Origin of the sequence: Psychroflexus torquis ATCC 700755 (genome assembly GCF_000153485.2) — a bacterium.
Classification (GTDB): domain Bacteria; phylum Bacteroidota; class Bacteroidia; order Flavobacteriales; family Flavobacteriaceae; genus Psychroflexus; species Psychroflexus torquis.
This window is the reverse complement of the sequence record NC_018721.1, coordinates 2,737,795-2,763,360: the sequence shown is the minus strand read 5'-3', so window position 1 is coordinate 2,763,360 and position 25,566 is coordinate 2,737,795. Positions and strand designations below refer to the sequence as shown.

At 38.2% G+C, this 25,566-nt stretch carries 21 protein-coding genes and 4 tRNA genes; 2 read left to right on the top strand and 23 right to left on the bottom strand.

What is annotated here, in order from left to right:
• Positions 1-20 precede the first annotated feature (20 nt).
• From P700755_RS11795 to P700755_RS11730, 14 genes are all read right to left on the bottom strand, one after another.
• Positions 21-92 (bottom strand) — tRNA-Thr (locus P700755_RS11795).
• A gap of 30 nt (positions 93-122) precedes the next feature.
• Positions 123-195, bottom strand: a tRNA-Gly gene (locus tag P700755_RS11790).
• A gap of 50 nt (positions 196-245) precedes the next feature.
• Positions 246-327 (bottom strand) — tRNA-Tyr (locus tag P700755_RS11785).
• A gap of 17 nt (positions 328-344) precedes the next feature.
• Positions 345-418: transfer RNA gene (locus tag P700755_RS11780), tRNA-Thr, on the bottom strand.
• A 117-nt stretch (positions 419-535) separates the two neighbouring features.
• Positions 536-1,426: a tyrosine-type recombinase/integrase gene (locus tag P700755_RS11775; RefSeq protein WP_015024890.1), complete on the bottom strand. Its 891-nt coding sequence runs from the start codon at positions 1,424-1,426 to the stop codon at positions 536-538.
• Between the two features lie 158 nt (positions 1,427-1,584).
• The gene (locus tag P700755_RS11770; protein ID WP_015024888.1) at positions 1,585-2,751 is read right to left on the bottom strand and encodes an acyl-CoA dehydrogenase family protein; all 1,167 of its coding nucleotides are present in this window, start codon (positions 2,749-2,751) and stop codon (positions 1,585-1,587) included.
• A gap of 25 nt (positions 2,752-2,776) precedes the next feature.
• On the bottom strand, positions 2,777-3,661 hold the full coding sequence (locus P700755_RS11765) for a helix-hairpin-helix domain-containing protein (RefSeq protein WP_015024887.1): 885 nt from the start codon (positions 3,659-3,661) through the stop codon (positions 2,777-2,779).
• A 10-nt stretch (positions 3,662-3,671) separates the two neighbouring features.
• Positions 3,672-5,744 (bottom strand): amino acid carrier protein, encoded by a 2,073-nt coding sequence (locus P700755_RS11760; RefSeq protein WP_015024886.1) that lies wholly within the window; start codon positions 5,742-5,744, stop codon positions 3,672-3,674.
• A 150-nt stretch (positions 5,745-5,894) separates the two neighbouring features.
• Complete coding sequence (gene mnmC2, locus P700755_RS11755) at positions 5,895-6,575, bottom strand: tRNA (5-methylaminomethyl-2-thiouridine)(34)-methyltransferase MnmC2 (protein WP_015024885.1); 681 nt, start codon at positions 6,573-6,575, stop codon at positions 5,895-5,897.
• Positions 6,576-6,584: 9 nt separating this feature from the next.
• Complete coding sequence (locus P700755_RS11750; protein WP_003440851.1) at positions 6,585-6,815, bottom strand: hypothetical protein; 231 nt, start codon at positions 6,813-6,815, stop codon at positions 6,585-6,587.
• Complete coding sequence (locus P700755_RS11745; protein ID WP_015024884.1) at positions 6,812-8,095, bottom strand: DUF2851 family protein; 1,284 nt, start codon at positions 8,093-8,095, stop codon at positions 6,812-6,814. The genes P700755_RS11750 and P700755_RS11745 overlap by 4 nt, the downstream gene beginning before the upstream one ends.
• Position 8,096: 1 nt before the next feature.
• Positions 8,097-8,765: an SGNH/GDSL hydrolase family protein gene (locus P700755_RS11740; protein WP_157609290.1), complete on the bottom strand. Its 669-nt coding sequence runs from the start codon at positions 8,763-8,765 to the stop codon at positions 8,097-8,099.
• Positions 8,766-8,883: 118 nt separating this feature from the next.
• Positions 8,884-9,786 (bottom strand): TIGR01777 family oxidoreductase, encoded by a 903-nt coding sequence (locus P700755_RS11735; protein ID WP_015024881.1) that lies wholly within the window; start codon positions 9,784-9,786, stop codon positions 8,884-8,886.
• Positions 9,787-11,867: 2,081 nt separating this feature from the next.
• Positions 11,868-12,935, bottom strand: coding sequence for a branched-chain amino acid aminotransferase (locus P700755_RS11730; RefSeq protein WP_015024880.1), 1,068 nt, complete (start codon positions 12,933-12,935; stop codon positions 11,868-11,870).
• A 100-nt stretch (positions 12,936-13,035) separates the two neighbouring features.
• Here P700755_RS11730 and P700755_RS11725 point away from each other — a divergent pair, with 100 nt between their 5' ends.
• The gene (locus tag P700755_RS11725) at positions 13,036-13,572 is read left to right on the top strand and encodes a DUF4920 domain-containing protein (RefSeq protein ID WP_015024879.1); all 537 of its coding nucleotides are present in this window, start codon (positions 13,036-13,038) and stop codon (positions 13,570-13,572) included.
• 121 nt (positions 13,573-13,693) lie between these two features.
• On the opposite strand, the gene trpA is transcribed toward P700755_RS11725, so the two are convergent.
• The 8 genes from trpA to P700755_RS11685 form a co-directional block, all read right to left on the bottom strand.
• The gene (gene trpA / locus P700755_RS11720; protein WP_015024878.1) at positions 13,694-14,455 is read right to left on the bottom strand and encodes a tryptophan synthase subunit alpha; all 762 of its coding nucleotides are present in this window, start codon (positions 14,453-14,455) and stop codon (positions 13,694-13,696) included.
• Between the two features lie 59 nt (positions 14,456-14,514).
• Positions 14,515-15,699, bottom strand: coding sequence for a tryptophan synthase subunit beta (gene trpB, locus P700755_RS11715; protein ID WP_015024877.1), 1,185 nt, complete (start codon positions 15,697-15,699; stop codon positions 14,515-14,517).
• A complete protein-coding gene (locus tag P700755_RS11710) occupies positions 15,686-16,327 on the bottom strand; it encodes a phosphoribosylanthranilate isomerase (RefSeq protein ID WP_015024876.1) in 642 nt (213 codons plus the stop codon). Before P700755_RS11710 ends, trpB begins: the two co-directional genes overlap by 14 nt.
• A complete protein-coding gene (trpC, locus tag P700755_RS11705; protein ID WP_015024875.1) occupies positions 16,324-17,082 on the bottom strand; it encodes an indole-3-glycerol phosphate synthase TrpC in 759 nt (252 codons plus the stop codon). The genes P700755_RS11710 and trpC overlap by 4 nt, the downstream gene beginning before the upstream one ends.
• The gene (trpD, locus tag P700755_RS11700; RefSeq protein WP_015024874.1) at positions 17,079-18,074 is read right to left on the bottom strand and encodes an anthranilate phosphoribosyltransferase; all 996 of its coding nucleotides are present in this window, start codon (positions 18,072-18,074) and stop codon (positions 17,079-17,081) included. The genes trpC and trpD overlap by 4 nt, the downstream gene beginning before the upstream one ends.
• A 23-nt stretch (positions 18,075-18,097) precedes the next feature.
• Positions 18,098-18,664, bottom strand: a complete 567-nt coding sequence (locus tag P700755_RS11695; RefSeq protein WP_015024873.1) for an anthranilate synthase component II — start codon at positions 18,662-18,664, stop codon at positions 18,098-18,100.
• A 10-nt stretch (positions 18,665-18,674) separates the two neighbouring features.
• The gene (locus P700755_RS11690; protein WP_015024872.1) at positions 18,675-20,057 is read right to left on the bottom strand and encodes an anthranilate synthase component I; all 1,383 of its coding nucleotides are present in this window, start codon (positions 20,055-20,057) and stop codon (positions 18,675-18,677) included.
• 783 nt (positions 20,058-20,840) lie between these two features.
• Positions 20,841-21,152, bottom strand: coding sequence for a GIY-YIG nuclease family protein (locus P700755_RS11685; RefSeq protein ID WP_015024871.1), 312 nt, complete (start codon positions 21,150-21,152; stop codon positions 20,841-20,843).
• An 840-nt stretch (positions 21,153-21,992) separates the two neighbouring features.
• On the opposite strand from P700755_RS11685, the gene fabD reads away from it, so the two are divergent.
• A complete protein-coding gene (gene fabD, locus P700755_RS11680; protein ID WP_015024870.1) occupies positions 21,993-22,877 on the top strand; it encodes an ACP S-malonyltransferase in 885 nt (294 codons plus the stop codon).
• 698 nt (positions 22,878-23,575) lie between these two features.
• On the opposite strand, the gene P700755_RS11675 is transcribed toward fabD, so the two are convergent.
• Positions 23,576-25,516, bottom strand: coding sequence for a M1 family metallopeptidase (locus P700755_RS11675; RefSeq protein ID WP_015024869.1), 1,941 nt, complete (start codon positions 25,514-25,516; stop codon positions 23,576-23,578).
• Positions 25,517-25,566 lie beyond the last annotated feature (50 nt).

Below are 25,566 nucleotides of genomic sequence, written 5' to 3'. Positions count from 1 at the left end.
GTTTTGAGACTTTAAAATTGAGCCAACGACGAGAATTGAACTCGTGACCTTTTCCTTACCAAGGAAACGCTCTACCCCTGAGCTACGTCGGCATTCACACATTTGAAATTGAAATAAAATAGAGCGGAAGACCGGGTTCGAACCGGCGACATTCAGCTTGGAAGGCTGACGCTCTACCAACTGAGCTACTTCCGCTTATTTAATCACTATTTCAATTCAAAGTCTGACGTTATCCGACTTGGTTGTGGGGAGAGCAGGATTCGAACCTGCGAAGGTGAAACCAGCAGATTTACAGTCTGCCCTCGTTGGCCGCTTGAGTATCTCCCCGAATAATCTGATAATAGAGCCGATGGAGGGACTCGAACCCGCGACCTGCTGATTACAAATCAGCTGCTCTAGCCAGCTGAGCTACATCGGCTTATCAGTATGTCAATCGCTACTTTTAGTAACGGGATGCAAATATAAAACGATTTTTGATATCTGAAAATTATTTTTTACTTTTTTTCTAATTAAATTGAAAATAAATCTAATCAGCTTACTCATCGCCCTGTGAGCGTGGATGTGCGGCTTGATGAGCTTTGCTTAACTCTTTAAAATTCGAATGGGTATAAACTTCTGTAGACGCTAAACTACTATGTCCTAATAAATCCTTTATAGCTGAAATATCAGCTCCTTTATCTAACAAATGCGTAGCGAAGGCATGCCTTAATAAATGGGGACTTAATTTTTTCTTTGTAGATACTTTTTCAAAATAAGAATGCACCACCCTATAAACTAAATTCGGATAAATAGCTTTTCCCTTTGAAGTAACAAAGAGTTGACTCCCTTGAGGCAGCAAAACACTTCTTTCCTGCAAATAGCGCTCTATTAAAAAAGAGATAGAGTCAAGCAAGGGAATGAGTCGCTCTTTGTTGCGTTTACCGCGCACTTTAAGCTGTTGTTGTTTTAAATCGAGACTGCTTAACTGAAGGTCGATTAACTCCTGCCTTCGCATCCCTGTAGCATACAACAATTCAATGATAAGATGATCCCTAAGACCTTCAAAGGTGACATCTTCAAAATAATCGGAAACTTTCTCCAATTCAAGGACGGAAAATGCCTCTTGCTGACGTTTTGGCAATTTTAAGGACTTATGCTGCACCATCGGATTCACCGCTATCACTTGTATCTTCAAAAGAAATTTAAAAAAAGTCTTGAGGGTAGATAGCTTTCTGTTGATGGTTTTATGTGTTAACCCTAACTCTATAAAACCAACAATCCACTGTCGAATCATAGGGTAATTGACTTCAGACATTTCCCTTGTATCGTATGTTTCTAATATGAACACTTGAAATTGCGCTAAGTCCGTAGCGTAAGAAATGATAGTAAGCTTAGCATACTTCTTTTCCAGTAGGAGGTACTCTAAAAAAGAATCAATATATATCATAAAAAAACCATGTCCCTAAGAGAACATGGTTACAAATTTATAATTAAATACCAACTAAGTCGCTGGTTTATAATTCTTATTATCGATCACCATTTTGAAGATAATTTTGAGGATATTTTCGCCAAACATCTTTATCAAAACTTTAAGCCCTCAATCAATTAAGTAGCTGGCTTATAGTCCTTGTTATCAATCACCATTTTGGCGATAATTTCTTTTAAAATTTCAGAAGTACCACCACCGATGGGTCCTAATCTACTATCTCTAAACATTCTAGCTAGAGGATAGTCTTCTACATAACCATAACCACCCAACATCTGCAAGCAATCGTAAATAACCTCATCGGCAATTTTAGTAGAAAGCAACTTGGACATGGTTGCTTCTTTCACAACGTATTCTCCAGCATCTAGACGTTTTGCAGTTGTATAATTGAAAGCTTTAGCCATTTCAACTTCACTACTTCGCTCTGCGATTTTATGCCTTAAAGCTTGAAATTTATCGATAGTCTGTCCAAAGGCTTCACGCTCCGACATGTACTTAATCGCATATTCCAAGGCATATTCTGCTCTTGCATGACCATTCACACCCATAATAAGACGCTCAAGAGCAAAGTGCTGCATGATATATGGAAAACCTTGATTTCGCTCTCCCATCAAATGTGACTTAGGAATTTCAACATTATCGAAAGCAAGCTCAGCCGTATCGGAGGCCCTCCAACCTAACTTATTCAGCTTGGTAGCAGAAATCCCAGGTGTATCTCTATCCACTAGAAAAATACTCATGCCCTTTCCTCCTTTCTCCGGAGCTGTTTTAGCAGCTACTATGAGGTAATCGGAATAAACGCCGTTAGTGATAAATGTTTTAGACCCGTTGATCACAAAAGTGTCTTCTTTTTCTACCGCCGTGGTTTTCATTCCAGCAACATCAGAGCCCCCATAAGGTTCAGTGATACAGAGACATCCAATCATGTCTCCAGAAATAGAACCTGATAGATACTTTTCTTTTATCTCTTCACTTCCTTCTTTATTGACGTGAGTCATAGCTAGATAAGCATGTGCCCATATCGCTGCAGCAAAACCACCTGAATTTATTTTCTGAAGTTCTTCTAAAAGGATAATAGTATAAAATAAGTCTAAATCTAAGCCCCCATATTTCTCTGGAGAAGCTAGGGCAAAATAGCCCATATCTCCAAACTTTTTCCAAATAAAACGCTCTATGCTCCCTTCTTCTTCCCATTTATCTAAATGAGGAACAACTTCCTTCTGAAGGAATTCCTTTAAACTCTTTCTGAACATTTCATGTTCTTCACTAAAATACATGTGATCCATATCTCTAAGTCTATTATTTTAAGTATTATTCTATAATTTCCAAATATAATTGAATTCTGTCTAATTTATAACTTGGAAACCCTTCAATTTTTGATAATTCTTCAAAATTACTGATATTTTCTCTCAATTTTATAAAGTTGACTATGCTCCTAGACATTTCATAATCGAAATAAGGAAGCTCAGACAGCTCAAGCACACTAATAGTATTGAAGTCTTGCTTCTCTATTTTTAAAGGCGTTTTTAAAACGATTAGCTCTTCCAAACGTTCTATCACTTCTGATTTTAAGCCGTACACATCTTTAAGTTGAATTGAATTGACAAAACCCCCTAACTGGCTTCTATACCTTAGTATTCTATTGGCTAAGGTCTCTCCTATTCCAGATACCAAGATCAAATCATCAACTTCAACGGTATTCAGGTCTTTCTTTTCTGAATATTTTAATGACTCGCGCCTCGGTTTTTTGATGTCTTGTTGTCGGCGTTCAATCACCCAATCTGGAAATTTAAAATAAGGACTATAGGTTGTCATCCATTGGTCGGAAACCCCAGTCACTTTCTGAAATTGAACATTGGAATTGATCCATTGTTTCTTAGCTCTAAACTCATGAAGCCTGTCAATCTGGTCGGTAGTCATTTCTAAAGTGTAACCTTTATAATCATTTACAAAATTAGGATTAAAAGGATAAATGACTCTTTGACCCTCAAGGCTTTGTTGTTTTTTTAACGAATCTACAACGCGATGAAGAGAATCTGCTGTTTTAGAAAATTCAAAGGGGGTGTTGGCATCAGATAATGTATTCAAGCTAAAGTAATTGGTAGCTATACCTACAGTCAAAATAAGGCTAAATAGAAAAATTCCGTTTCGGTCACCTTTAGTGTAGCCAAAACGGAATTTCCTTGAAGAGTTCATGAGTGGATTCTTATTTTTTCAAAACTTCCTTTTTATAGATTTGCCCTGATTTTAACTTGGTCATGTATTCTTTTAAATCTTTTCTCACTTCACCAGACATGATATAAAGTCCAATAATATTAGGAAAAGACATCGCTAAAATCATCATATCTGAGAAATCTAATACAGCTCCTAGGCTCACAGAAGCTCCTAAGACTACAAACAATAAAAATATAATTTTATAAATCAATTCTGATCGATTACTTCTTCCAAAAATATAAGTCCAAGCTCTCATTCCGTAGTAAGACCAAGATATCATTGTAGAGAAAGCAAATAAGAATACGGCAACAGATAGGACGTATGGAAACCATGAGATCACACTTCCAAACGCATCAGTTGTCAATTGCACACCAGATACTCCTTCTACTTCATGCATCCCTGTAAAGATCAATACCAAAGCCGTAAGTGTACAAACAACCACCGTATCTATAAATGGTTCTAATAAAGCAACAAAGCCTTCTGAGGGTGGATGGTTAGTTTTGGCAGCAGAGTGAGCTATAGCAGCAGAACCTACACCAGCCTCGTTTGAAAAAGCTGCTCTTTGAAAACCGACAACCAGCACTCCTATAAAGCCACCTTTAAGCGCTGTAGGTGTAAATGCACCAGAGAAGATTGCATTAAGAGCTGGGCCTAGATTATCAATGTTGATCCCTATAACCACTAGTGCTCCTAAGATATAAACCCCAGCCATAACCGGGACTACTTTACCGGTTACTTTTGCAATACTATTGATACCTCCAATAATGACAACTCCTACCAACACCATTAAAAAGACTCCAAACCAAAAGCCATTTCCTACTAAAAATGGGATTTGACCGGACAAAATCGCAAAAGATTGATTGGCTTGGAACATATTACCTCCTCCAAAAGAAGCTCCAATAGCTAAAATAGCAAAAAAAGCTGCTAAAAATTTACCCAATTTACCCATATTCCGTTTTTCAAGACCATATCTCAAATAATTCATTGGACCACCAAAGATTCGGCCTTCTTTATTGATAAATCTATACTTTACACCCAGGGTACATTCTACAAATTTAGAAGACATCCCTAAAAAACCAGCAAGAACCATCCAAAAAGTAGCACCAGCACCTCCTAAGGAAACAGCAATAGCTACACCCGCAATATTCCCAAGTCCAACAGTAGCAGAAACTGCAGTTGCTAAAGCTTGAAAATGCGTAATTCTACCTGGTGCATTAGGCTCGTCGTATTTTCCTCTGGCGAGTTGTAAAGCGTGTTTGAAACCTCTAATGTTGATAAAGCCCATTCTAAAGGTAAAGAATGCCGCCCCAAAGATCAGCCAAATGACTATAAAGGGTATATCCTTAGTTAAAGGAGTTCCATTAGGATGGGTCAGCGCTACTGGATCATCAAATGTAATTTTACCAAACTTATGAGCATTTTGGGTAATGACATCTTGTTTATTATTAGGATCATAAATATAGTCCCCTTCCATTGTCAGGTGATCTATTTTTCCATTGGCTTGTGCCTTTACAATTTCACTTTCTCCATCAACCTCTATGATGGCGATATCTTGTCCTTTTTTGACCGTTTCATTTTCTTGGACAAGCCATTGCTTGAGCAGAAATTTATTTTGAGTATTAGGTTCCCAACGTGGGGCAAATAATAATTTTTCCTTCGTGTAGACTACTGGATCGTAAATACCAACTGCTGCAAAGGGATCCCAGAACAGAACACTTCCCATGCTGTTTACAATAGGTTTAAACGTACCATTAAAACTTTCTACAATAGATTCAGTTTTTATTTCGAAAGATTTTTCAACAAAGTCCCCGTTGGCATCTGTTACTTTTACAGCATGGGTTATCCCTTCTGTAAGATGACTAGATTTAGCTGAACTTAATGGTGTTTCTGCATCACTCCATTCGTAAGTGTAAGGAGGAATTCCTCCTGATACATTCAATTCTATTTGACCGTCATTAATTTGTTCTGAAGGGTTAATTAAGGTTTCTTCAACTTGTAAATCTTGAGCAAATGTCAATGAAACAGTGAACATTAGAAAAACAATCAGACTGATATTTCTTACCATAAGGTTATTTATAATTTAATATTTTCATTGTAAAAAGCCATGTCGGAATCTTGTAGATTTCAAAACATCCCGCAATATGCAAAAAATATGCTTTGCATTCAAACTCAAAACCCTAAAATCTTTAAGAAGTAGTTTTGTATTTATTAAGACTTAACGGCAAGGTTTCTGAGCTCTCATCATATGCCGTTTCCCCGGAGGACCTTCTATAATATCCACCTCAAAGCCAATAGCTTGCAAAGCTCTTCTGGCGGTTCCTTTTACGCAATAGGTAACAAAAAAACCTCCTGGAGTCAAGGCCTCATAGAACCTCCAAAATAGTGGAGCTTCCCATAATTCAGGCTGGACACTTGGACCAAAAGCATCATAAAAGACGATATCCACCTCTTGTTTTAACTTTAAATCGGAAAAAAACATCTTATTTTTCTTGAGCTGAAAGGCCTTGGAAATCGATGTCCAGTCTTCCCATTTCGCCTTATGTAAATCTTCATAGACCTGTTGAGCAGATGCAGAGACAAGTTCTCTGTGGTACTCCATTGCTAAGTGTTCCTCATTAGAAATTGGATAAGCCTCCAATCCAGTATAATCCACAGAAACTCCATGGTGTTCCGCCCAGAAATAAGACAGCAAGGCATTGAGACCAGTCCCAAAACCAGCTTCCAGAACTTTCAGAGTTTTAGGTTGGTACAAATCATTATAATAGTCTAGACCTGCTTCAATATAAACGTGTTGAGATTCTTGGATAGCACCATGAGTAGAATGATAATGCTCATCCCAATCTTCAAGTCTTATCGTTTTGGAACCATCTTTTGTGGTAATGATACTGCGTTTCATAAATCCGTTTTATAAATCAAATACCGAGGTGCGCTTGGTATAGACCAAGTCTTTCAATTTCAACCAAAATGCTAAAGTCAGGTAAAGTCCAAAACCAAAACCGAAGGTAGCAAAAGAGATGTAAATGAAAAAAATTCGCACTGACTTTGCTTTCATTCCTAACTTATCAGCAAGGCGAGAGCTCACATAAAATCCGTGCTTTTCAAAAAATGTCCGTAGATTATATATAAAATTTTTCATGAGTATATAAGTTCTAGGCCGACCTGGCATTTCAAGCAGCGATTAAGGTCGCAATACTTGGTTTTTAATTGAATAAAAGCCTGGCTTTCCAAAGCAGAACCCACCACATTGGTTTTTAAGGTATCAAATCCTTTGGTGATGCTATTTTGTTCTGGTTTTAAGGCGGTAATAATCGGATAAATAGTCGTTTCAAAATCGTCCTGTCCCTTGTATTTGTCATAAGCAAACTTCAAAGGCAAAACGGTATTTATAATTAAAAGATCTTTAAACGATTGACTTAAGGCTTTCGTTTTGGATTTGCTTTCTTTCCCAAAGGTATAGTGGGTTTTCCAATAGCTAGACACTTTTGCGTCTAAGTTATTGCTTAATTCTTGTTTGGTTTTACACTGAATTAGCTCAGAAAATAAGTTTGGCTTTTTATGATATAAGCTCGCAAATTGAGATAACCTTATGGTCGGGAAATTGTCTGGTCGAAGCCTAAAGTATTTTAATTGACTATTTACCTTTGTGGGTAACTGAAATTTTTGCGCTAAAAAGCCGTATTCATCCCGAAGCTTTTTAAAATAAACGTCTTCTGAGTCTGAATTCAATAGTCCACCTAATCCAAAGCACAACGCCTCCAATTGAAGAGGATGCTGAAAACATTTTTGAAAGACTTTAAAATCGGCAGCATTACTCATTTGCAAAAAGGCTTCTCCATTTACATTCAAGCCAAAAGCTCTGGCCATAAGCTTAAAGCCCACCTCATCCCAGCTATTATGAGACACTTTTAATAAATTCAGAATTAGTTCGTTTTTATCTTCCAAACGCTCTATATAGAGTCGCTCTAGCCAGTTATTAAGTTTAAAAGTATCCACGTCTTTAAAATGGGTTTCACAATTAATCCACTGTTTAGTGGTATTGCTTAACAAAGATTCGCAAGCTAAAACCTGTTCTGCAGAGATATAGTGTTTAAGTTCCAAACAAGGTATTAGTGTTTCATCTTTCCTGAATATGCCAACATCCTCTTCCCAAACCACATGCAAAATAACATTATCGTAAGCAGAATCCACCTCGTGCTTATGGGCATACCAATCTGATGAAATGATATGTATTTCCAGATTTCCTACCCAGTGTTGCCCATCGATGACTATTTCAGCTTTAAAGAAATCAGGGCCAGATTCTGTTTCGTTATGAAACCCTGTATTCAAAATCTGGAGAGATTCTCCACGCGTTGTTTTCAATTGGCTAGTATCCAATTTTTTATATTTCCAAACGCTATGAAGAAAGGCTTCTTGCATATTAAAAACTTTTTACTTTAGAGAGGATTTCATCCTTAAAACTATCTACCCAGGCCTTATATTGAAGTCCGCTTGGGTGTAATAAATCTTCGGCTAACATGAGTTTCTCTTTATGCAAGGGTTTGCTGAATTGTTGCATAGGAAAGTAAACCACATTGTAGCGCTGACTCATTTTCTCGATGTATCTATTGTAGCGTTTTAATCGTGAAGAAACTTTTTTTAACTTTTCATCTTGAGCAAATTTAGACAAACTATAATCTGGAATACCCACTATAAAAACACCTTTGTTGTGTTGACTACTTAATTCAATTGCAGTTTTTAAAAGATCTTCAAATTCAGATTTAAACTTTTTAAAAGGTTTTTTCTGATATTGATTGTTGACTCCAATAAGCAGAGAAACCAAGTCAAAAGACTCTTTCTTATAATGCAGCGAAGCGATAAAATCTTGTAGCTCGTCTGTTCTCCAACCTGTGACTGCAATAACTTCAGGCTTTTCTACAGGATATCCTTGCTGGTTAAGAAAGCTGGTCAATAGGACAGGCCAAGACTCCTCTTCAGAGACCTGCTCTCCTATAGAATAGGAATCGCCTAAGGCTAAATAACTAAGAGAATCTTGTGCAAAAGTAGAGGTCATAGTGATTAGTAAAAATAGGGCAATGAATGTTTTCATCTCAATAACGTTGAATTTCTGTTATCTTGTTATAAATACAGATTTAATTGCGGTGCACTTATCATTTCAAGAATCTAAATTTACTCAAAAAATAGGAAATAATCAGCTACTAAGATTATTATAGCAAATCGGCAAGAGCAGGCTTTAGCTGAGCATAATTAAACTGAAATCCTGTAGACAGCATTTTCTTAGAGCTCACTAACTGACTCCCTAAAACTATTGTCGCCATTTCTCCTAGCATTAATTTCAGAACAAAGGCAGGAACCTTTGGAAGGATAAGTGGCTTTCCAAGACGCTTAGCGATGCATTCCGTTAATTCTCTATTATTCACTGGGCTGGGCGCTACAGCATTAAAAACCCCTTCTAGTTTATGCTCCATGACGTAGAGAAAAATCCTGTTTAGATCGTCGATATGAATCCATGATTGCCATTGTTTCCCAGTTCCCAGAGGCGCCCCTATATAATTTTCGATAGGTTGTTTTATTTTTTCAAGGGCACCGCCATCTTTAGCTAAAACCAATCCAATTCGGATTTTAGCGACGTCTATTCCGAGTTTACCAACCTCATCGGCAGCGGCTTCCCATTGCAATACGACATCTGCCAAAAAATTGTTACCTGGAGAAAACTGTTCTTCCTCATGAAACTTGGTCAACGAATCTTTGTAAAGCCCAATAGCACTGGCAGAAATAAGTTGCTCAACTTGATGGTCTTCGATAGACAATGCTTTTTTGAGCGTCATTAAGGTATCTAATCTGCTATTTAGAATCTCTTTTTTATAGGAAGACGTCCATTTTTTTGCCACACTCGCTCCAGCTAGGTTAATGATAGTCGTGACGTCTTTTAAACTCTCTACATCTAATTCTGACATAGAAGGATCCCAATAAAAACCTTGATAATTAGGTAGAGTTTTAATTTTAGATCTGCTTGTGGTTAGATAGTTTACAGATATGCCTTTCTCATGGAATAACTTAACTAAAGCTTGCCCGACTAATCCTGTTGCTCCTGTAATTAAAACCCGCATACAATTAATTGATATTTGAGATAAATTTAGCGAGATTATTTTAGCCTCAGCTAAGGTTTAGTAAGGTTTTAACTAGATGCTAAAATGAGCCTTTATACTTCGACCAGAGGCTGGAATAATCCGGAGACTTCGGGGCAGCATAAAAAATCTTCAATAGTTGTCACCCTAAACTTGGCATTGTCATTCCTTGCATGCGATAGCGTGATGCGAAATCTTTTCAAGTGTATATCCTTATTTAAATTTTAGAAAGAATTAGTGTTTTCATTCATTTTTTCCATTGATGAAAAAACGAACCAAAAAAATCTAGGCTGACGAACTTCAGTCTAAAATTTACGTTTGATGTCTAAATTTTAGAAACTCAACCTCCTGAAGTCGGTCTCAAACAGTCTAAAATTTTACGACACCTTCACTTTAATTTTTACGACCTCTTTTCGTAGGCCGTTTTCTTTGTACCGAGAAGCTTGACACCTCGTGCTTCAATAAAACTACTTTTTGAATTAAAAATTCTTAATTATCAATTCATAATTATTTTGACTCACCACTTACGACACCTGTCACTTCGAGTGATTTTCGATAGAAAATTGTATCGAGAAGTGCTTTAATGTTAGGTACTTAGTCGAGTTCTCGATACAATGGCTTTGGTCTATCGCCACAAACCCATCACTCGAACTGACAGATTTTGAAATTATCTCGAGACTGGGGCATCATAGCAATAATTATCAGTTAATAATTAGTCCACTTCTATTCCTACTCACCACTCAAAACTCACCACTGTTGACTAGTCGCTCTTTTTAAACATGACAAAACGTAATGTCATTCCGTGCAAGGCAATAGCCGCGATACGGAATCTTTTTAAATAGCGCACTAAGGTTTTCTATTTTAGTGTTTAAATTACTCTCTTTTTCTTTTTTGCATCGCCCAAAAAATAATCAGAAAAGCCTTGAATATTGTCACCCTGAACTTGTTTCAGGGTCTAAGATTAAGTTAATGAAGATGCTGAAATGAATTCACCATGACAAAGTTTTATGAGGTTTCACCTCGTGCTTCAATAAAACCACTTTTTGAATTAAAAATTCTTAATTGGTTTTACTCACCTCTCACGACTAGTGACTCAGTGACTCCTTCAGGTAGCCTCAAACAGTCTAAAATTTTACGACACCTTCACTTTAATTTTTACGACCTCTTTTCGTAGGCCGCTTTCTAACTATTGAGAAACTTGTCACTTCGAGTGATTTTTGATAGAAAATCGTATCGAGAAGTATAATAAAGTTCTGAGTTTAATCGAGAACAGACATTAACAGAAAAGCCTTGAATATTGTCACCCTGAACTTGTTTCAGGGTCTAAGATTAAGTTAATGAAGATGCTGAAATGAATTCACCATGACAAAGTTTTATGAGGTTTCACCTCGTGCTTCAATAAAACTACTTTTGAATTAAAAATTCTTAATTGGTTTTACTCACCTCTCACGACTAGTGACTCAGTGACTCCTTCAGGCAGCCTCAAACAGTCTAAAATTTGACGACACCTTCACTTTAATTTTTACGTCCTCTTTTCGTAGGCCGTTTTCTAGCTATTGAGAAACTTGTCACTTCGAGTGATTTTTGATAGAAAATCGTATCGAGAAGTGTAATGAAGTTCTGAGTTTAATCGAGAACAGACATTAACAGAAGAGCCCTGAATATTGTCACCCTGAACTTGTTTCAGGGTCTAAGATTAAGTTAATGAAGATGCTGAAATAAATTCACCATGACAAAGTTTTATGAGGTTTCACCTCGTGCTTCAATAAAACTACTTTTTGAATTAAAAATTCTTAATTATCAATTAATAGTTATTTTGACTCACCTCTAATAGCTCCCTTAGGCTTAATCAAGTTCTCGATACAATGGCTTTGGTCTATCGCCACAAACCCATCACTCGAATTGACAGGAACTATTCACCACTATACTAATCCACGACTCACCACCAAAACCCATTACTCGAACTGACAGATGCTGAAATTATCCCAAAATTGGGGCAGCATATAAATCAAAGAAGCCCAATGAGGGTACATCGGGCTTCTTTGATTAGTTATAACAATTTCTTATATCACTTGACGAGTCCATCCGTGAGTATCTTCTACACGGTTATATTGAATGTCTTGAAGGTTTTTCTTAAAAAAAGTACCGTATGGCTCCTCAATATCTGGAAGATCATAATACACATCATCGTGCTCAAAGCCTTCGACTCTCACGATTGCAGCTGCTGTTCCTGTTCCAAAAATCTCCTTTAACTCTCCACTTTTAGCGGCCTCTACGATTTGTTTCACAGAAACCTTATCAACGACTACTTCTACATTTTTATCTTTAGCAAGTTGGATAATGCTTTTACGAGTCACCCCATCGAGAATTCTATCATTGGTTGGTGCTGTAAAAAGTTTATCTCCCACTCTAAAAAAGATGTTCATCGTCCCCGCTTCTTCTAAGTATTCATGAGAACTAGCATCGGTCCAAATAATTTGATCTAAGCCTTTTTCCTTGGCTAGTTTAGTAGGATAAAATTGTGCACCATAATTTCCTGCAGCCTTAGCAAAACCAACACCACCATCGGCAGCACGGCTATAATCTTGAGCAAAAATAACTTTGATAGGTTTGCTATAATACGCTTGTGCAGGACAGGTGATGATCATAAACCGGTACCGGTCAGATTCAGAAGCCGATACTCCACTTTCTGTAGCGATAACAAAAGGGCGGATATACAAGGAGTTTCCTCCACCTTTCCTAACCCAATCCTTATCGAGCTTTAATAAAGCTTCTAAAGACGCAAAAAAATGGCTTTCAGGAAATTCTGGAATAGCCATCCGTTTGGAAGATTTATTGATACGCTGAAAATTTTGCTCTGGTCGAAATAACCAAACCTTGTCCTCTTCATCTTTGAAGGCTTTCATACCTTCAAAGACCGCCTGACCATAATGAAACACCTTAGCAGAAGGTTCAAACTGCATTGGTCCATAAGGAACAATCTTTGGCGTTTGCCATTCTCCATCTATGAAGTCGCAGTACATCATATGGTCAGCGTGCTGCTTCCCGAATTGGAGATTTTCAAAATCCACAGCGTCAATTCGAGACTTAGGGATTTTAGTAATATCTAGTCGTATATCGGTGCTATTCATTACTTTTAAGTTTTTGCAAATGTACTAAAATTTAGCAAGGTTAATTCAGGAAGATTCCTAACTTTGTTGTAATTCTTATTATAAATTTTTAATTATTATCATGAAAAAGCTTCTTTTATTACCAATCTTATTAATGTTTTTGGCTTGTGGACAGCAGAATTCCTCTGAAGAAAAACAAAAACCAATTGAAAAAACCACAGAAACTCCTTCAGAAGAAAAAGAATTAAGTATTCTAACCGATGATCAATTTGGAGTGTCTTTTGAAAATAAAGAGGTTAAAAAAGCAGAGGATATGTTGAAAATGTACCAAGATTTATCTCTTGGAGATACCCTTCAAGTTCAATTTCAATCTCAAGTCCAAAGCGTTTGTGCTAAAAAAGGCTGTTGGATGAAATTAGATCTCCCCGAAGACATGAATGTGCATGTAACTTTTAAAAATTACGGGTTCTATGTACCAAAGGACAGTAAAGGTCATGAGATGGTTGTAGAAGGAAGAGCGTTTATAGAAAAAACAGATGTGGAAACACTAAAGCATTATGCCGAAGATGCTGGTAAAAGTAAGGAAGACATCGCTGCGATTGTCTCCCCTAAATTAAATTATAGATTTATAGCTAAAGGGGCTAAAGCAATTAAATAAATTTTCCTTCCGTATCACGGCTATCCTCATGCACGGAATGACAGTGAAGAGTGGTGAGTCGTGAGTCAAAAAAAATATGAATTCATAGCTTAACCTTGACTATTCGAATATGCGGCCCTACCTACTTCAATGACTGAATAAACCCTGTGATCCCGTCCAAACCTTTTTCGGTAAGGGTTTGAATAAAAGCTGACCCAATTATACAACCACTTGTATATCTGCTGGCTTGTTCAAAACTCAACGCATCTTTGATTCCAAAGCCTACCATCAACTTATTATTAAGCTGCATATCGGCTATGCGTTTAAAATAAGACAAGGCCTCGTCTCCAAAACCTTGCTGGCCACCAGTAGTACTGGATGAACTTACCATATAGACAAAACTATCCCCTAAAGCATCGATGGTATTAATTCGGTTTGCAGATGTTTCTGGAGTGATGAGCGGAATAAATTTTAAGCCGTGTGCTTCAAATAATTCTTTGTAATCCACTTCAAAAATATCAATGGGTAAATCGGGCATGATAATTCCATCAATTCCAATAGCTTTACATTCTTTGCAGAAATCTTCCACTCCAAACTGTAACATCGCGTTAAAATACCCCATTACGATAAGAGGAATATCCACATGATCACGAATACCTTCCAACTGTTGAAATAGTTTTTTGGTACTCATGCCATTTCTTAAGGCTTGCTCTGAGCTTTTTTGGATCACAGGCCCATCGGCCAAAGGGTCACTATACGGCAATCCAATTTCAATCACATCGGTACCGGAATCAGTAAGGCGTTTAATGACTTCCGTGGTATCTTCCAACTGCGGGTATCCAGCTGTGAAATAGATGGAAATCAATTTTTTATCTTGAGCTAAGGCTCTATTAATTCTATTCATAAGAGGTTTAAATTAAATTTGCTAAGCGTCTAAGCTAGCTGTATGTCTTTCCGAAGATCTTAATATCCGAAATACGTTCTGTAGGTATCTAAATCTTTATCGCCACGTCCTGAGCAATTAAAGACCAACACATCGTCTTCTTTGAAATCCAAATACTTGAAAATCGCAAAAGCATGTGCCGTTTCTATCGCAGGGATAATCCCTTCTATACGACTCAACTCTAAGCCTGCTTCCATAGCTTCTGCATCAGTAATAGAGACAAATTTCCCACGCCCCGTTTTATAGAGATTCGCGTGCATAGGTCCAATCCCTGGGTAGTCCAGTCCTGCAGAAATAGAATACGGCTCGGTGATTTGTCCATCGGTATTTTGCATCAGCAAGGTTTTACTCCCGTGGATGATGCCTTCTCGACCTAAAATAGTTGTCGCCGCAGACTCATTTGTCTCCACTCCTTTCCCAGAGGCTTCTACACCGATGATCCCTACCTCTTCGTGATCCATAAAATCCGCAAACAATCCCGCAGCATTACTCCCCCCTCCAACACAGGCGATGAGGTAATCTGGTAATTCTCGACCTTCCTTCTCTAGCAACTGCGTTTTGACTTCCTTGGAAATAACACTTTGCAACTGAGTGACCATATCGGGATACGGATGCGGTCCTACCACAGAACCGATAATGTAATGGGTATCTCTAGGATGGTTAATCCAATCCCGAATTGCTTCGTTAGTAGCATCTTTCAAGGTTTTACTTCCTGAATTCGCTGGGACAACCGTCGCTCCCAACATTTTCATCCTCGCCACGTTAGGGGCTTGACGCTCGATGTCGACAGCTCCCATATAGACGATACACTCCAGTCCCATCAATGCACAAACCGTAGCTGTTGCCACCCCATGCTGGCCTGCTCCTGTCTCCGCGATAATGCGGTGCTTGCCCAATGCCTTAGCAAGTAGGATCTGCCCTACGGTGTTATTGATTTTATGTGCGCCGGTGTGACATAAATCTTCACGCTTCAGGTATATCTTAGCCTTGTACTTTTCGCTGAGATTTTCAGCTAGATATAAAGGCGTTGGCCGCCCTACGTAGTCTTTTAATAGACTTTTAAATTGCTTCTGAAAATCATCCGTAGCAATAATCTGTTTATAGTTTTGTCTTAATTCTTCCACATTAGGATATAATAATTCTGGGATGTAAGCCCCCCCAAAATCACCATAAAATCCTTTGTCATTCGCGCTATACTTGCTCATAAGTTCTAATGGTTTTAATGAATTCTTTTATTGCTATTTTATTTTTAAGTCCGGGTTCGTCTTCAAAGCCACTATTAACATCTACGCCTTCTATTATACCATCTTGATACAGTTTTACAACCGCTTCGGCATCCTCAGGCCCTATCCCTCCGCTTAACATCACGGGTTTTGAGAAGTCCTTCTGATAAAGCATTTGCCAATCGAATTTTTGTCCATTACCGCCTCTATATTGTCCTTTGGTGTCCAGTAGATACTTATTGACATAAAAACTATAAGCCTCCATTCCTTCAAAATCCTCTGGAGTTTTGATCGAAAACACCTTCCAAAGTTCAACCTTAGGATGTCCTTTTTTAGCTAAAGATTCCGAAAGACCTTCGCAAAACGAAGGGGTTTCGTGACCATGGAGCTGAATGATATCCAAACCAAATTGCTTGACTTTCTCCAAAATTGATTCTTGAGTTTCGTTGACGAACACTCCCACCTTTCGGATATTTTCCGGAAGGTAAACTGGAGTCTCTGCATACCGAGGGGAGGCTTTGTAAAATATAAAACCTAAGTAATCTACCTCCAAGTGACTGATCGCCTCAATGTTTACGGCGTCTTTCATTCCACATACCTTTATCTTCATGATTTGCTATATTTATGTTGTTTCATAAAAAACTCACCCACTAAGACACCGTTAAAGCCTTGTTCGATAAGACGTTTGATAGTACTCTCATCTTGTATCCCACTTTCGGAGATCTTTAGAAGATCTGTTGGTAAATGTGGCAACATGTCTAAGCCTTGCTGAAGTGACACCTCAAAAGTCTGAAGATTCCGATTGTTCACTCCAATCAGGTCGATAAGCGATTCCGATAATTTATGGATTTCTTCTGCTTCATGAATTTCATAAAGGACTTCTAAACCTAAATTATGGGCCAAAATTGCTAATTCTTCTAGTTTTTGAGCTGGCAGAGCATTTGCTATTAATAAAATAGCATCGGCACCATAGGCTTTAGCTTCATAAACCTGATAAACATCGACCATAAAATCTTTACGCAACAAAGGCAAGTCACAAACCGATTTTGCCAATTGCAAATCTTCCAGACTCCCTCCAAAATAACGCTGATTGGTTAAAATTGAAATGCCTGTTGCACCCATCTGTTCATAAGCTTGAGCAATCTCCATAACATCTGCTTTTAGATGGATGGCTTCTTTACTTGGTGAGCGTCTCTTAAATTCTGAAATGATCCCCAATTCTGAATTTACCACTGCTGACTTCAAGCTTCGTGTAGGTCTAGAAAACTCAGGGAAGGCTTTTAAAACCTCCACTGGCATACTGAGTTTCTTATGTTTGACTACTGCGTATTGGTACTCTATAATTTCTTCTAAAATCCGCTTCATGACTGACTTATGGTTTTTAGTTGATTTAATACTTCTAAAGCTTTACCACCTTCCAAAATAGCTTTAGCTTCTATAAAGGCGTCACTTATCGCTACAGGCTCTGCAGTGGAAATAGCCGCTGCAGCATTGGCACATACCACATGATTTTGTGCGACCGTCCCTTTTCCGCTCAGGATTTGATAGAAAATATCGGCAGCAGCTTTAACCGTATCACCGCCATAAATCTCTTCTTTCGACACTGGTAATACTCCAAAATCTTCAGCAGAAAGAAAGATTTCTTTGGAATTGGTCACGCATTTGGTTTTCGCCGTCAACGAAATCTCATCATACTGGTTGAGATCATGCAGAATGCAATAGGTCTTAGACGTTTTTTGGTAGAGGTATTGGTACTTTCTCAAGAGCTCCAAATCATAAACTCCAACTAATTGCAAGTCTGGACGAGCGGGATTCACCATAGGTCCTAACATATTAAAAAATGTCTTTAGGGCTAAGGACTGCCGGATAGGTGCTACGTTTTTCATAGCGGGATGAAACAGCGGTGCATGAAGAATGGCAATATTGGCTTTCTCCATACAAGAATCTAAAAAGCCTTGTTCGTTGGAAAATTTGATGCCCATCGCCTCCAAAACGTTAGAGCTTCCGCTCACCGAAGATACCCCGTAGTTACCGTGTTTAGCAACTTTTACATCCATCGCAGCCACTACAAACGAAGCCGCTGTAGACACATTGAAGGTGTTTTGACCATCACCACCAGTACCACACAAATCCATAAGGGTTTCTCCTTGAAAATCTACAGGAATACAAAGCTCGAGCAAGGCATCGCGAAAGCCCTCAAGTTCCTCCACACTGATGCTTCGCATCATAAAAACAGTTAGAAAAGAGGCGATTTGTAAATCACTAAAATCGCCGTTAGAAATCTGTAATAGAGCTTCTTTGGCTTCATCTTTAGAAAGCTGTTCCTGTTGGATTAAGCGATTGAGTATATATTTCATTTTATAGTCGTTTTGAGAGTGAATTAGCTTTCGATCCAGTTTTTAATCATTTGTTTTCCTTCTGGAGTCAGTACCGACTCAGGGTGAAACTGAACCCCTCTCACGTCAAATTCTCTGTGGCGTAACGACATGATTTGTCCCTGCTCATCGATGGATGTTGCCATAAGACAGTCTGGCAATTCAGGCTTAACGACCCAAGAATGATAACGCCCTACCATCATAACTTTAGGCAAATCCTTGTATAGAATTTCATCGTCTACTAGGGTTTTAATTTCAGAAGCCACGCCATGGTGTACCTTGTCTAAATTAAATAACTCACCACCAAAAACTTCCATGATAGCTTGTTGACCAAGGCAAACACCTAACATTGGTTTCTGGTGAGCATAGGCTTTTATGATCGCCTTCAGCTGGCCAGCTTCGTCAGGAATACCAGGACCAGGAGAGAGTAAGATTTTATCATAAGACTCCACCTCTTCTAGACTGACCTCATCGTTTCGCTTAACAGTCACGTCTGCATCAAATTCTTCCAAATAATGCACCAAGTTGTACACAAAAGAATCATAATTATCTATAACTAATATTTTTTTCATGGTTTGAATTTTAGTGGTCTAGAGCTTTACGCAAAGCTCCAAGTTTGTTGATGACTTCTTGTAATTCATTTTCTTCTGTACTGTCGCTCACGACTCCTGCTCCCGCTTGGTAATATAATTTCAAATCTTTGCTCACAAAACTGCGGATAATAATCGCTTGGTTCATATTCCCTTTAAAATCAATAACCCCTATAGCTCCGCCATAAGCTTCACGGCTTATGTTTTCGTAGCTCTCGATTAAAGTCATCGCATTGTGTTTTGGTGCGCCGCTTAGCGTTCCAGCAGGAAAGGTGTCGCCAAGGAGCTTTAAGCTGTCTTCTTGCTTTACCTCCGCCGTTACTTTACTCACCAAGTGAATCACGTGCGAAAAATATTGCACCTCTTTATAGGTTTCTACCTTGACCTTTTTCCCATTTCGGCTTAAATCGTTTCTGGCTAAATCCACCAGCATCACATGTTCAGAGTTTTCTTTAGCATCTTCAGACAATTTCAAGGCCATAGCAGCATCGTCTTGATCATTCCCAGTCCGCTTAAAAGTCCCAGCAATAGGGTGTATCTCTGCTTTTCCATCTTGAACCACCAAATGGGCTTCCGGAGAACTTCCAAAAATTTTATAGTCACCAAAATCGAAGTAAAACAAATATGGACTTGGGTTGATGCTTCTCAATTTGCGATATACATTAAATTCGTCGCCTTTAAAACCTTGAGAAAATCGTCTTGACATCACCATTTGAAAAACATCCCCACGTTGGCAGTGCACCTTCGCTTTGCTCACAGAAGCCATAAATTCTTCATCAGTAATATTGGATTCTTCTTTACCATCTAATTCAAAATCATATTCGGTATAATTTTGATTCTTTAGCAAAGATTTCAATTCTGAAAGGCGACTAGATCCATCATAACTATGGTCAAAAATATAAGCCTCATCATTGAAATGATTGATTACAATCACATTTTGAAAGACATTGTAAAGCATATCAGGTAAGTTGAGTTTGGACTTGCTCTTATCGATTGTCAGTTTCTCAAAATACCGTACCGCATCGTAAGTGGTAAAGCCAAAAAGACCTTGCGTTAGAAATTTAAAATCTTGTTCTTCTACGTCGTATTCAGCCAAATACTTTTGAAGCTCATCGGTAACATTTACCTCAGCATCAATATCGATATGTTTATAGCTGCCATCAGGATACTTGAGTTCTATCCGTTCATTTTCAACCTTGAAATGGGCAATAGGATTACAACAGATATAACTGAAGCTGTTATCGTTGGTATGGTAATCGCTACTTTCCAAAAGAAGAGAATTCGGGTATCTATCCCTTATCTTTAGGTAGGCACTTACTGGCGTAAAGGTATCGGCCAGAAGCTTTTGGTGAGTGGTTTTAAGTGAATAACTCATAGTGTTTGTTCAAATGTTATAAATGAAAAAAGGCTTGTCGTGATAGACAAGCCTTTATGATATATTTACATAGCAGGATCTAAGTCACGACGTTTGACGTAATAAAGACCACCACCAAGATTTGTTATTTGTTTTAAGCATCTTGCAAACATAAGAATAATATTCATTTCCCCTGATTTGGACAGGTGTTAAAATTTTGTTGCTTATTTTAATCACAAGCCTTTATAATTCCTTGTTTATGTTCGAGCCTTCCTGACACATTGTTTAAGTTCCAGCAGAGTCGAAAACCCTGCGCTACCTGACACATTGTTTATGTTCGAGCGGAGTCGAGAACCCTGTGCTACTTGACTCCTGGTTTATGTTCAAGCATTCTATTCATAAAAACAACCTACTACACCATGTTTATGTTCGAGCGGAGTCGAGAACCCTGCCCTACTTGACTCCTTGTTTACGTTCGAGCCTTCCTGACTCCTTGTTTATGTTCGAGCGGAGTCGAGAACTTTTGTGTTAGGCAGGCGGAGTCGAGAACCCTGCGCTATTTGACTCCATGTTGATGTTCGAGCCTTTCTATTCAAAAAAAAATAAAAACCAACACCTTGTTTATGTTCGAGCGGAGTCGAGAACTTTTTCGTTAGGCAGGCGAAGTCGAGAACCCTGAGCTACTTTACTCATTGTTTATGCTCTAGCCTGCCTGATTCCGTGTTTATGTTCGAGCGGAGTCGAGAACTTTTTCGTTAGGCAGGCGAAGTCGAGAACCCCCTTTCGAATAGTCCCTTAAAAAAACTATTTCTTATTTGAATAATGAGTGTCATTTCTACATATCGAAAGATCTTTTAATCTATCCCAGTTCTGATCGATTAAGGCTTGCTTTTTTGCTTTGCTCCATTTTTTGATTTTTCTCTCAAAATAGAATGCTTGATCAACGTCGTTGAATGTTTCAAAAAACTTGAGTTCTAAAGGGCGCTTATTAAACGTGTATGCTAGTTTGTTATGTCCATAACGATGCTCTTCAAACCTTCGTTCTAGATCATTCGTCATTCCAGTGTAAAAACTATCATCTGAACATTTGAGGATGTAAACGTAATAAATTTTCATTTTTAAGGATAAGTCTTATAAATATAAACATCTTTATCTAATTTTTATTAGTGGTTTGTGTTCGAGCCTTCCTGACACCTTGTTTATGTTCGAGCAGAGTCGAGAACTTTTTTGTTAGGCAGGCGGAGTCGAGAACTTTGTGTTGCTTTACCCAAAACCCAGCTCACTTCGACGATAACTCAGCCTAAACTTTCAGCTCGATATTAAAACAAACTCTAACCCTTTGTTTATGTTCGAGCGGAGTCGAGAACTTTTTTGTTAGGCAGGTGGAGTCGAGAACCCTGCGCTATTTGACTCCTAGTTTATGTTCGAGCCTTCCTGACACCTTGTTTATGTTCGAGCGGAGTCGAGAACCTTTTGTTTTAGGCAGGCGGAGTCGAGAACCCTGCGCTATTTGACTCCTTGTTGATGTTCGAGCCTTTCTATTCAAAAAAAATAAAAACCAACACCTTGTTTATGTTCGAGCGGAGTCGAGAACCTTTTTTGTTAAGCAGGCGGAGTCGATAACTTTGTGTTGCTTTACCCAAAACCCAGCTCACTTCGACGATAACTCAGCCTAAACTTTCAGCTCGATATTAAAACAAACTCTAACCCTTTGTTTATGTTCGAGCGGAGTCGAGAATCTTTTTTGTTAGGCAGGCGAAGTCCAGAACTTCGTGCTACTTTACCCTACGCTCTCAGCACCCTTGCGACTGTATCTTTGACAGATGGGTTATAAAGTTCGCAGAAACAAATGTCATTGACGAAATTTTTATAAATCGAGGCAGAGCTTTAGATCATAGTCTTTCAAAAATCCGTCAAAATAGTATATTTGATGCATATATTTTAAAATACAACTTTATGAAAGCATATATATTTCCAGGACAAGGCGCTCAGTTTACAGGCATGGGTAAAGATCTTTATAATTCGTCTGAAAAAGCTAGAGCTCTATTTCACCAAGCCAACGACATTCTTGGCTTTGATATTTCCAAAATCATGTTTGAAGGCTCCGCAGCGGACTTGAAAGAAACTAAAGTCACTCAACCTGCAGTCTTTCTTCACTCCGTCATCTTAAGTAAAGTCTTAGGTACATCGTTTCAACCCGATATGGTCGCCGGACACTCTTTAGGTGAATTTTCAGCCTTGGTCGCTAACGGGACTTTAGAGTTTGAAGATGCCTTAAGACTGGTCCATAAGCGAGCTTTGGCGATGCAAAGAGCCTGTGAAATCAATCCATCTACCATGGCCGCAGTAATTGGTCTAGAGGACAAAGTAGTAGAAGATGTCTGCAAAACCATAGAAGGTATCGTCGTTCCTGCTAACTATAACTGTCCTGAGCAATTGGTGATTTCAGGGACTCATCACGCTGTAGAAAAAGCCTGTGAAGCTTTAAAAGAAAAAGGTGCAAAACGAGCTATGATGCTTCCTGTAGGTGGAGCTTTTCACTCTCCTCTCATGGAATCTGCTAGAGAAGAACTTGCTAAAGCGATAGAGTCAACGCCCTTCCAGACTCCAAAATGTCCTGTGTATCAAAATGTAACGACCACTGCAGTATCTGATCCTGAGGAGATCAAAATCAATTTGATCAAACAATTAACCGCCCCCGTCAAATGGACACAAACCATGCGACAGATGCTTGCCGATGGCGCCACAGACTTTACAGAAGTAGGCCCTGGAAAAGTTTTACAAGGCTTGTTGAAGAAAGTGGATAGACAAGTCACTGCGGAAAGTATTTCTGGACTTTAATTCATTATTGATCAGAAGAGCAGAACTATAGATTAGATTTTTTGGTATGATTTACACCAAACTATAAGCAGATAAAATATACCATTTACTGAACCAAAAGATGAATGGTTAAAAGATCGGGACAATTGTAAAGAATAGGCTAGTAAAAGCAAACTTGTTAATGACTTAATAAGACAAGCTAGAAAACAATAAATTCAAATTGACTGGATTAATTCGAAATTTGAAAGAGCCGAAAATAGTGCTTTCACTAATCAAAGTAAATAACAAATACTAGAGGATTGATAGGCTTTGAATTTATGAGAAAGGGATGAAGAGGTGGTGGCTCTAACGGTATTTACTTTAAAATCACTGATAATTGTGTTGGAATTATGGCTATTATCGGTAGGTAAGATATAGATGTTCGACTTTGATACTAACCATAAAAACTGATTACATTAAATTTATAATGTCACATGAATAAATTGAATCATACTACGACGTAGCTCAGCACAGGTTTTTTGATAGATTGAAGTTAAAAATAATTGGCATGGCCTTAGCTGTGGTAATTATTTTTGAGAAAAAGCAGGTGAAAAAGAAACGATTTATTGCGACATTATAGGTTTAAATCGGTATTAACTATAACCTAAATTCCTCAATTAAATGAATAAAAAAACGACCTCAAATTGAGGTCGTTTTTGGTGTATAGTTTGACTTAGAAATCAATCTTTATAGATATCTAAAGGCCATTTATCATTAGAGAAATTAACGTCCATCAAGATCTTTGTAGGATCAAGTTCAATGGATTTTATAGGTTTCTCAGTTTCAAACTTATGTGTCCAAGTGTCCCTTCTTTGCCATATTTCCACAGGAAGACTTTTCATTTCAGTGGAACCGTCTTCAAAAGTGATTTGCATGTGCATAGGCATAGGGATCTCGCCCTTATTGGAAACTGTTAGAAAATAGGCGCCATCTTCTTCTGTTAGGGAATCAATTGCTAAATCAATATTTCCTGTGCCATAAAACCAAGCTTTAAAAAACCAAGACAGATTTTCTCCAGCAGCATTTTCCATATGATTGAAGAAATCTATAGGTTGCGGATGTTTGAAGGCCCAGGCTTCAATATAAGATCTGAATGCATAATCAAAACGCTCCTCCCCCAAAATGTATTCTCTTAACATCACCAATCCCAGTGCTGGCTTGTAATAAGCTATCATTCCTAGGTTTCTAAGATTAGCCATATCTGGATAGGTATCAATTCCTTCTCGATTATCGCCTAAAAACCAACCGGTTAAACTTCTTGGTTGATTCAGTCGGGTAGGGTATTCGCCATCGTTAAAAGCTTTTGTACTGTAGTAATTAATGAATGTATTAAAGCCTTCGTCCATCCAAGCATAACGTCTTTCGTTACTCCCCACTATCATAGGGAACCAGTTGTGACCAAATTCGTGATCGGTAACTCCCCAAAGACTACTGCCTTTACTCTTCCAACTGCAAAAATTAAGACCAGGATATTCCATACCACCTATATCCGCTGCAACATTGACAGCTGATGGATAAGGATATTCATACCATTTTTCGGAATAGTATTCTATAGATGCTTTGCTATATTCTGTAGACCTAGACCAAGCGTCTTGTCCATCGCTTTCAATAGGATAGACCGAATGAGCCAAACCTGTTTTACCACTAGGAAGATTAAATTGTGCTCCGTCCCAAATAAAAGCTTTGGAAGCAGCAAATGCAAAATCTCTTGAATTTTCAATTTCATAATTCCAAGTCTGAGTGCCGCTTTGATTGGCAAACATTTTTGACTCTCCAATTTCTTCAGAAGAAATCAAAGTCACTGTTTCTTGACTCTCCAAAGCTTTTTTATATCTATCGTACAAGATAGAAGACATCACATCTTTAGGATTTTGTAATTCACCCGAACCAACAACAACATAATTATGAGGCACCGTAATTTCAATGTCAAAATCGCCATAATCATAATAAAATTCACCTGCTCCTAGATAAGGCTCTACATTCCAACCTTCAATATCATCGAAGACGGCTACCTGAGGAAACCATTGGGCCATAGCGTAAATTTCTCCATTCTCTGTGCTTAGACGCCCCATTCTATCCATTCCATTTACAGGAACTTCAAATTCAAAATTCATTGAGACCTCAGCAGTTCCACCTTTTGCTTTCAAAGGTTTATTGAAGAACACTTGCATACGCGTATCGGTAATAAGGTGCTTACTAGAGGTCGATCTCTTTACTTTGGCTTGGAGATTTGTAATTTTAACCCCATTTAGAGGATCGCCATTGTAGCGATTGCCTTCAACGGGAGTCGTTAAGGTTCCTCTAGAATTTTCTGTAAATCTATTTTGTTCTAGATACATCCAGATGTACTCCAAATTTTCTGGACTGTTATTGGTATAAGTCATCGTCAGCTGACCAGACACAGTATGAGTTTCTGGGTCTAAATTGACTTTGATATTATAATCGGCTTCATTTTGAAAATAGTCTGGACCAGGTTTACCTGAGGAAGATCGGTATCGGTTACCAGACCTGTCCATAAATTCATCAAAATCGGATTGATTATTGTCTAGCTGAGCATGAGCTGAAGGCATAGATAAGAATCCAAATCCTATAGCTAAGAAAAGAAAACTGATTTTTTTCATGTATATAAATTTAATTTGACGCTAAAAATAGGAAAAACCAAGCTTATAAA

Excerpts from the sequence above, each read along its gene's own strand:
- P700755_RS11775 (WP_015024890.1), bottom strand. The coding sequence starts at position 1,426 with ATGATATATATTGATTCTTTTTTAGAGTACCTCCTACTGGAAAAGAAG.
- P700755_RS11770 (WP_015024888.1), bottom strand. The coding sequence starts at position 2,751 with ATGGATCACATGTATTTTAGTGAAGAACATGAAATGTTCAGAAAGAGT.
- P700755_RS11765 (WP_015024887.1), bottom strand. The coding sequence starts at position 3,661 with ATGAACTCTTCAAGGAAATTCCGTTTTGGCTACACTAAAGGTGACCGA.
- P700755_RS11760 (WP_015024886.1), bottom strand. The coding sequence starts at position 5,744 with ATGGTAAGAAATATCAGTCTGATTGTTTTTCTAATGTTCACTGTTTCA.
- mnmC2 (WP_015024885.1), bottom strand. The coding sequence starts at position 6,575 with ATGAAACGCAGTATCATTACCACAAAAGATGGTTCCAAAACGATAAGA.
- P700755_RS11750 (WP_003440851.1), bottom strand. The coding sequence starts at position 6,815 with ATGAAAAATTTTATATATAATCTACGGACATTTTTTGAAAAGCACGGA.
- P700755_RS11745 (WP_015024884.1), bottom strand. The coding sequence starts at position 8,095 with ATGCAAGAAGCCTTTCTTCATAGCGTTTGGAAATATAAAAAATTGGAT.
- P700755_RS11740 (WP_157609290.1), bottom strand. The coding sequence starts at position 8,765 with ATGAAAACATTCATTGCCCTATTTTTACTAATCACTATGACCTCTACT.
- P700755_RS11735 (WP_015024881.1), bottom strand. The coding sequence starts at position 9,786 with ATGCGGGTTTTAATTACAGGAGCAACAGGATTAGTCGGGCAAGCTTTA.
- P700755_RS11730 (WP_015024880.1), bottom strand. The coding sequence starts at position 12,935 with ATGAATAGCACCGATATACGACTAGATATTACTAAAATCCCTAAGTCT.
- P700755_RS11725 (WP_015024879.1), top strand. The coding sequence starts at position 13,036 with ATGAAAAAGCTTCTTTTATTACCAATCTTATTAATGTTTTTGGCTTGT.
- trpA (WP_015024878.1), bottom strand. The coding sequence starts at position 14,455 with ATGAATAGAATTAATAGAGCCTTAGCTCAAGATAAAAAATTGATTTCC.
- trpB (WP_015024877.1), bottom strand. The coding sequence starts at position 15,699 with ATGAGCAAGTATAGCGCGAATGACAAAGGATTTTATGGTGATTTTGGG.
- P700755_RS11710 (WP_015024876.1), bottom strand. The coding sequence starts at position 16,327 with ATGAAGATAAAGGTATGTGGAATGAAAGACGCCGTAAACATTGAGGCG.
- trpC (WP_015024875.1), bottom strand. The coding sequence starts at position 17,082 with ATGAAGCGGATTTTAGAAGAAATTATAGAGTACCAATACGCAGTAGTC.
- trpD (WP_015024874.1), bottom strand. The coding sequence starts at position 18,074 with ATGAAATATATACTCAATCGCTTAATCCAACAGGAACAGCTTTCTAAA.
- P700755_RS11695 (WP_015024873.1), bottom strand. The coding sequence starts at position 18,664 with ATGAAAAAAATATTAGTTATAGATAATTATGATTCTTTTGTGTACAAC.
- P700755_RS11690 (WP_015024872.1), bottom strand. The coding sequence starts at position 20,057 with ATGAGTTATTCACTTAAAACCACTCACCAAAAGCTTCTGGCCGATACC.
- P700755_RS11685 (WP_015024871.1), bottom strand. The coding sequence starts at position 21,152 with ATGAAAATTTATTACGTTTACATCCTCAAATGTTCAGATGATAGTTTT.
- fabD (WP_015024870.1), top strand. The coding sequence starts at position 21,993 with ATGAAAGCATATATATTTCCAGGACAAGGCGCTCAGTTTACAGGCATG.
- P700755_RS11675 (WP_015024869.1), bottom strand. The coding sequence starts at position 25,516 with ATGAAAAAAATCAGTTTTCTTTTCTTAGCTATAGGATTTGGATTCTTA.